General features: G+C 52.1%; 5 protein-coding genes. 2 read left to right on the forward strand and 3 right to left on the reverse strand.

Features of this window, described 5'->3' with window-relative positions:
• The 3 genes from V6D20_19645 to V6D20_19655 form a co-directional block, all read right to left on the reverse strand.
• Positions 1-812 (reverse strand): glycosyltransferase family 2 protein (locus V6D20_19645; GenBank protein HEY9817998.1); only part of this gene is annotated, 812 nt, incomplete at its 3' end.
• Between the two features lie 68 nt (positions 813-880).
• Positions 881-3,862, reverse strand: coding sequence for an HAD-IIIC family phosphatase (locus V6D20_19650; GenBank protein ID HEY9817999.1), 2,982 nt, complete (start codon positions 3,860-3,862; stop codon positions 881-883).
• A gap of 635 nt (positions 3,863-4,497) precedes the next feature.
• Positions 4,498-5,277 carry a 4'-phosphopantetheinyl transferase superfamily protein gene (locus V6D20_19655; protein HEY9818000.1) on the reverse strand — a complete coding sequence of 260 codons (780 nt, stop codon included), beginning with the start codon at positions 5,275-5,277 and terminating at the stop codon, positions 4,498-4,500.
• 212 nt (positions 5,278-5,489) lie between these two features.
• Between V6D20_19655 and V6D20_19660 the strand changes: the two genes are divergently transcribed.
• Positions 5,490-5,939, forward strand: coding sequence for a pre-16S rRNA-processing nuclease YqgF (locus V6D20_19660; protein ID HEY9818001.1), 450 nt, complete (start codon positions 5,490-5,492; stop codon positions 5,937-5,939).
• 363 nt (positions 5,940-6,302) lie between these two features.
• On the forward strand, positions 6,303-7,466 hold a 1,164-nt coding region (locus V6D20_19665; GenBank protein HEY9818002.1), incomplete at its 3' end, for a hypothetical protein.

Consider the following 7,466-nt stretch of genomic DNA (forward strand, 5'->3'; position numbering starts at 1 on the left):
CGTGACTCAAACCAGTAGGTGGGCAGGCGTTTGGGGCGATCGGTGCGTACCGTGACACCGGTACTTTGTCCGGCAATATGCATCACTCGACTTTGGGGCACATACCAACACAGCCAACCCGCCCGCCGTGCCTGCAGGCAGAAATCGGTTTCTTCGTAGTACAGAAAATAGCCCTCGTCCATCAGCCCAATCTCTTCAAAGACTTGGCGGCGCACCATCATGCTGGCTCCGGGCAGCCAATCCACCTGAGCCTCTTCGTTACTCATCTCCCGAGGTACCACCCAGCGGTTCAACAGTTTGCTGACCAAGCCGATCCGGAGGCCTGAATCTAGCTCACTCAGCAAGGAGGGAAACCGGAAAGCGATCGGCCAAGGCGATCCATCGGCATTTTCTAAGCCACTACCGCAGATGCCCACCTTCTCGTGCTGCTCCATAAACTCCACGAGGGCCCAGATGGCACCCGGTCGAGCGGCGGTATCGGGATTGAGCAACAGGAAGTAATCCGGTGGGTCAGAGGATTGTAGCGCCGGACGCACCGCGATGTTGTTGCCATAGGCGTAGCCACCGTTATGCCCTGAGGGAATCAGCGTTGCCCAAGAGTCCCACTGATTCTCTGCGATCGCAGCCTGCAGATACTCTACCGAATCATCACCCGACTCATTATCCACCACCGCCACGCGAATACTGGGATGGGTTTGTACCTCCTCAACCAGCGATCGCAAGCCATCTGCCACTAACCGTGACGTGCGATAGTTGACGATCACCACTAAAACCGACGGGTCGTTTACTGCAAGGGAATCACTTATGGTCATAGAACCTGTCATAGAACTCGTGTTTTATACCAACCAATGCAACCTGAAATTCGGCTCATTTAGTCTCATTAGGTCTGCTGTAAGGTCTGTTCAATATAGCTGTGGATACGCTGCGTCATGTCTTCAACAGCGGGTTCTTGCAGCATACTGGCATGACCACCAGCCACATCATAGACCTTCACGTCCTGGGCAGTCAGATCGCCCCATCCCAGCAGATTATCCACAAATCTACAAATATGGGGTTCATTATCGCCCTCGCCCGTGGTGGCTCGCAGCAGCAGCAGCTCTCCCTGATAGAGTTTCTTGGGCTTATACTCCTCGGCAGACAACAGGTAGACCGTGCGCACCGGCAATCCCTTGAGGAATTTGGGTAGCGGCGCTTGGCGATCGAGGTAAAAGCGCATCAGCTTAAACTGGAGGCGATTGCTGGCCTTCTGGATCCGAGATTGGGTTTCATAGCGCACCAAGTTAGAGGCCTTGGTCACGACTTTCACTGCAATGCCCAGGAGACGTTCATGGAGCGGTCGGCGGCTCTCCTCTTCTAGGGCTTGGGTGAACCGATTCAGCCGCTGGCTGGCAATGCGTCCCACCTTTTCTTGAGCATGGATGTAGGCAGCATCCATCAAGGCAACCAGGGCAACGGGTTGCCCCTGGGCTTCAAGCTGACAGGCTATTTCAAAGGACAGGACGCCACCGGCACACATCCCCCCCAGCAAATAGGGGCCTTCTGGCTGCACCTGACGGATTTGCTGGATATAGTAGGCAGCCATGTCTTGAATGCGCGTATGCAAAATGGGAAAACCAGGACGGCTGAGCGGCTGGATCCCATACACCGGGCGGGGGGCTAGGCGTTTGGCTAAATTTCGATAGAGCAAGGTTTCACCGTCGCCATCATGGATGAGAAACAGCGGTGGGCTGGCATCTCCAGACTGCAATAGGATCAGGGAGGTTGGCTCGCCGGTTTGCGCCTCATGGTGGTCGAGACGCTGGGCCAGCTTTTGAATGGTGGGCCGCTCTAGCAGGGTGGTCAACGGCAGACGCTCGCCAAACCGCTGCTCGATCTGCACGACCACCTCAACAGCGAGCAAGGACGTTCCCCCTAGATCAAAATAGTCGTCCGTGATGCCCACGGTTTTGAGATTGAGCAGATCTGACCAGAGGTCTACCAAAATCGTCTCGGTCTCAGTGTTCGGCGCAACGGCGGTATGTCCTAGGTCTGGGCGATCGCCTTTGCCTTGGCGGCGAATATGCTGCAGCACCTGGGTGGGCGATCGCAGCTCGGCAGCAATCATCTGCAACCGTTCAGACGGACTGCCCTGGGATTGGGATGATGGAGACTTGGGCTTCGACGAGGCTGCATCAGAGCGCTCCTCGGTTGGATTGTAGCTCAGGTTGACCACATAGTCGGTGGGAAACTCGAAGCAAAATCCCTCATCGGTAGCCTGCTGAAACTCTGCACCACAGCGCTCTAGGAAACTGAGGGCCGGTTGATTTTTCTTTGAAGGAATAAATAACAAACGCACCGTGGATAGCCCTTGCCGCTGGGCCACTTGCCCCAGTTCCCGCAGCATTTGATATTCCACGCCGCGGCCCAACACGCGGCAACTGAGCAAAAAGGTATCGACCTCTAGGGCTCCGCTGCGAGGTCCAAAAATCATCACTCCCACCAGCCCATAGTCGCCAAAGCGATCGCTCACTTCAACGGCGCGGCAGTTCAGACCTTGGGCGGCCAGTTGCTGCACATCAGCCTCAGAGCGGCGACGAGTGGTGCAGTTAAACTGATTGGTGCGCTGGGTGAGCTGGGCTACCCGCGACTGTTGCTCTGCTGTTGGAACCGTCATGGTGGTAGACAAGTCCAAGCTGGCGAGAAACACCTCAAGGGAGGGAGCTTCTTTTTCTAGCCGCGATCGCGCCACATTTTGCTGATAGAGTGCCGTGCGCTTGCGGTCTTCCTCAGTCACCCGCAGGTGATCAAAGGCCCAGACATGCTCTAGGAATGCCGGAATGTCGTTTTCATCCTTCGGTAATTGTAGGGACAAAACCTCCGGACAGTTGAGCCGCACCTCCGCACATTCCACCGGGTTATCGTCTATAAAAATAAAACTATCGAGGCCAAGATTGAGATCCTCCGCCAAGGATTGAATATTGCCCGACTTCGGCAGCCAATTCACCCGCCAACTGACCAGGTGATCCAGCTTGAGCGGCATGTCTGTGCGTTGCTCAAACACCTCCATCACATCGGCTTCATTGTTTTTGCTGCAGAGACATAGCACCATCCCTGATTCCTGCTGCTCAATCATGAATTGCTGCAGGGTGTGGAAGGCATCGGTCACCTGAATGCCATCAATGCCATCTTCGCCCACAATCCCCTTCCAGATGGTGTTGTCACAATCCAACACAATCACCTTATAGGGCGATCGCTTAATGGTATAGATTCGACGGGCTAGGGTGGTGCCAAGGGTAGCAAAAAAGTCTGACGTGAACGGAATATGCCCAAGGCGATCGCGTTCAGGGTCATAGACCGATGTAGATCCATAGCGCTCAAAGTCTGGCGATCGCAGTAGGTGGAAATTGCTGGCACTACCGAGTTCGGCTTCAATCTGATCTTCAATAGCTTGAAACGCGATCGCCCAGTCTGGATGCTCTTGGATTGGGGGTGATGAGGGACAAATACCCAGGATATAGGCAGCGGAAGACTGCGCCAGGGTAGATTGAAATGCCTGGATCAAGTCCTGGGCATTGCGCTGAACATCGGCTAAGCGATCCGCATCGCTCATCTCGTCCGATGATTGGCTAAAGCGCCACCAATCTTCAAAGCGAAGCAGCACCACATTCACCCCTGTTTGATTCTCCGCCATCAAACTTGTAGGGTTGAGTAGCTGCTGAAAGACTTGGTTATAGGGTGTAAACTCCACGGATGCTGGCAATGCCAGCTTGTCTATCCAAAACGCTAATGATTCCTCTAACGGCTCGGCTGTAAACGTTGCTGCTACAGCAACTGTGTATTGAAGACGAGTGGCGGAGGGAACTGGAGTTTGAGTGGACTGCATCACGCTTCTCAAAATTTATAGATAGTAGAGTGCCAGCACTCTTAAATTACCCAATCCCATCCAATAGTGAACGCAGATGGAGGGGTGAATTGACTGGTTTAGCAACCTGGTTACCCGATCAACGTTGTATCCCCTCACTCTAGCCCTCTCCCCAAAAGAGACAAAAATGATTCAGTCTCCTGCGTCATTCTCTCTAAATGAGAAGGAAACCGATCGATAGATCTTGTTCTCTCCCTGGGAGAGAAGGCTAGGGTTAGGGGCTTCCAACCATCAGCTTCCCTGGTGCGTCAGTCAAGCATGGCAGAGACATATGCTCAGCGCATCATCCCTAGGAACACATTAGAAGGATCAGCAAGATAGACCTGTTTGGGCATGTCAAGAACCCAAACGTCAAGGTCATTATAGCTACCATGTTCAAGGATGCCGAACCGCTGCCGGGCAAATTCACCTAGCCTCATACAATCTTTGTGATATGTGAAGTTATGTTAAGACTCGTGCCAAGTATCCCTGAACGGTGGCATCTCTTGTCATCGTGAGCTAGGTAAAGGATTAAAGAGCGCGGGGACAGGCTCAACCCAAACGGTGTCTGGCTCAGCCCAACCAGTGATGACTGATGACTTGATCTCTTGGTGGATTCATATTGTTGCCCTAGAATCGTTGTCTGAGAGAGAGTGGCAGTTGCTATAGATGGCAACCTTGATCGCCTTGCCCTCTATAGCGATCGCCCCCACCGTAGACTCTGGCATCTCAAACAGCAGCGTAGACCAAGGTTGGGGTAATCCAGGCACCGGTGTTAGAGACTCGAAGGGAGCGATCGCATTCTCCCAAAGGTTCACCGCTGCTAGACCTGCTAACCCTTGCCCCGTCGCTTTCAAATAGGCTTCGGTGACTGTCCACAGTCGAAAAAAGTAGACTGGGGCGTTTTGGGGCGAAACTTGGCAAAACTGGGCGGCAATTTGTGGTGAAAATTGGGTTTTGACGATGTCATCAAGATGGGGAATGGTGCGCTGGGGTTCGAGATCAACCCCAATTCGGTTGCCTACTGTCAACCCATAGAGACTTATGGTGCCAGCGTGGGAGAGATTGAATTGCAGGCCCATCTGATCATAGGGAGACGGCAAACCAGGCTTGCCAGTGGAGCTGTATTGAAATGGAATTTGATCAGGTGGACATGACAAATAGTGGGACAACAGCAGCCGCAGGATAGCGCGACTGGTGCGGTAGCGATCGCGATCAACGGGAAACTTGAAGCGATCGCCCCGCTGCTGCTCCTCGGCACTGAGGAGGTTCTGGGCAACCTCGGAAGGGAGAGGCAATTGGCGGCGATCGATCCACCAAACTAGGGCATGGTTGGGCTGTAACCCAGGCAGCATCTCCGGCGACAGGTTCAACAGCGAGGCAACATCATAGGTCATGGGCGGTCATGGGCAAAATCAGATGGGCAAGCAACAACTTTGGCAGGCATCTTGGCTTAGCATGAGACTTGGCTGATCACGTGACAGCTATAGCCTCGGTCAATCTGGTTGAGACCTCCCCTAGATTGTTCAAACAATCGTCTCCAGGGTTTCTTGATGTCCTAACTCATGTGACGATAGCTGTACCATATTGCACCTTAGCAGGATGAAGCATGGGTTCTGCACCTTCACCTATAACACCTCAGCAGCCCGTTATTCTGGGCTTTGATCCGGGGCGACAAAAATGTGGCATTGCGGTCATGGCGCTAGACCGTCGGCTGCTGTTTCAACAGGTCGTGAGTGCGGAACAAGCGATCGCCACTATCAACACCCTACAACAGCAGTTTCCCATTTCTTTGATGGTGATGGGCAATCAAACCTCTGCTAAGCAATGGAAACAGAAAGTGGTGGACGAACTGCCTACGTCTTTGCGTGTGGTGATGGTCGATGAGCGCTACAGTACTCTCCAGGCCCGCGATCGCTACTGGGATATGTATCCACCTAAGGGCATCCGTCGATTACTACCCCAAAAGCTGCGATCTATTCCCCGCCCCATTGATGATATTGTCGCTATTTTACTCATCGAGCGCTATTTCGATCGCCTCACCGATCCACCCTCGTAATGCGTTGATGTTCCCCACTATGTCTACTTCATACGTCTAAGCTGGGGATAGATGGAAGAGCGATCGCCCGATGAGCGCAAGGTATTGCTGCATGGCAGTAGGATTTGGCAAACGAAGGCGGTTTCAGCGCTTGTAGATCAAGGTTTATACTCTGATTCAGCAACTCCCAGCGCAATGGTAAAATCAAGTGGCGCAATGGCATCCATGAACCATATGCTCCTAAGCCGTCTGTCTGTTTTGATCTTCACCTAATTGCTTGTCAAGGTTTTGATCGCACACCTAGGCAATATCTGTAAGATATCGGTAGCACGTCAACCTTAGCTGAGGGGCTGTCTAGTCTGGCAGACTAGCTCTATCCTAGTGATGATTTATTCTTTTATCCACTCTATTTGGCAACAAGCCCAATCATGGTTTTCCCAAGCTCAGGATACTGACTCAGACCATGGACTTGTAGAAATTCCTGATATTTTACAAGCACAGCTCATAGAAGCCATCAACGATTTGTCTAGCCCAGAGGCTTATCAAACGGAGGTTCAGGACGCGATCGCTACCGCAATTGAAGATTGGCAACACAACCTAGATGCACCCAATAGCCTAGTCTTCTTATCTAGTCCCGTGGAAGCGATCGCCAAGATCATGAGCGACAGTATTCGTAACTGGCACCATGCCCCTGGAATTGTGATCGTCCCGCTTGATGACCAAGCTCGTCCTAGGGATCCTCTGAGCCTCACGCAGCAGATTCAGCAGGCTCTGAGCGCGTATCCTCAGATAGAATCTACCAATGTTTCCGCCATGCATGAGGCGATCGAAGATGAAGATCTGGAACAACGTACCACCATTTGTCTTCTGCCTTGCCTAGAGCAATATTTCCTGCGCTGTATTGGTGGCTGGGATGGCATTGAATATTTGCGGGAGATTATGGCTCACAATCGCAACTGTTTCTGGGTTGTTGGCTGCAATCAGTGGGCTTGGGATTTTCTTGATATGGTTTGCCAAATTAGCGCCTATTTCAACAATGTGCGATCGCTTCCGAAGCTAGATGGCCCAATGCTTCAAGCTTGGCTAAACCCAATCGTCAAAACGGTTGTGGATGCCAATAATCTAGATGCCGATTCCGATAATCTTCGTCAGTCTTACTGGACATCGTTGTCTAATTACTCATCCGGTGTTGGTCAAATTGCTGTTTGTCTTTGGCTGCAGAGCCTCCGTATTCAAGAAGAAGATAATTCAACTGAAAATCTCTCCGGCTATAATTTTAGCACCACAACGTCATCCGAATCAGGGCTAGTGCTGCATGAAGTCAGCCCTTCATTACCCCATCTGCCGACCTTAACCAATATCGATCGCTACTTACTTCATTCATTACTCATTCATGGCCCCATGAGTCGACCCCACCTGGCCCTCAGTTTAGGAGAGCCTGAAAGTCAGCTTCAGTCTCGCATTCAGCTTCTATTACGGGAAGGTATTCTGTCATCAAGTAATGGACATCTTGCAGTACAAGCAAGTCACTATAGTAAGCTCAAGACT

This window comes from Candidatus Obscuribacterales bacterium, from assembly GCA_036703605.1.
Classification (GTDB): domain Bacteria; phylum Cyanobacteriota; class Cyanobacteriia; order RECH01; family RECH01; genus RECH01.